The following is a 550-nucleotide window of genomic DNA, read 5'->3' as shown; positions in this document are numbered from 1 at the left end:
AGCGTAATGTAGGCGAAGGCGGAGCCAGTGCGTCGAACAGCAGCCGGATAAGACTTTGACGGGGACATGAGGCGGGCAGCGTCATGACGATCCGGGTTTTCTTCTCAATGATTGTGGCGGCAAGCTTGACCAAGTGGAGGCGCAGCGTGTCGAACTGGGCATGCCGCCACGGAGATCGCTTTGGACAGGCGGCACGCAGGCTCCACCAGATCCAATACGCGCAGCCATGCAGCATGAGCCGCATCTGATTGCCCGACGCTTTCGAGCACGACGTCCGGTCTGAAGCGAGGTGTGTCTTCCATCCCTTGATGTGGTTCTCGGCCTGACCGCGGGCAGAATAGATTTTTTCGTAGAGATGCTTGCCACGCTTGCCGTCCAGATTGGTCACGATGTAGCGGGTATCACGCCCCCGGGAGCTGACCTCGACCCGGGCTACCACGCGTCGGCTTTTTGACCAGGACCCGGCCGCATAAGCAAATGTCTTGAACCGCCGGACCTTCTGGCCACCATTGCGCGTGTAGCGGGCTGCCGTCGAGGCTTCCAAGGCCTG

1 protein-coding gene is annotated in these 550 nt (G+C 60.5%); it reads right to left on the bottom strand.

Annotated features, from left to right (window positions below):
* The coding region (locus ACOI1H_RS26175; RefSeq protein WP_422441281.1) for a transposase at positions 1-550 on the bottom strand (550 nt) is incomplete at both ends.

Source organism: Loktanella sp. DJP18 (genome assembly GCF_049310965.1).
GTDB lineage: Bacteria > Pseudomonadota > Alphaproteobacteria > Rhodobacterales > Rhodobacteraceae > Loktanella.
This window is presented reverse-complemented; position numbering and strand designations above follow the sequence as displayed.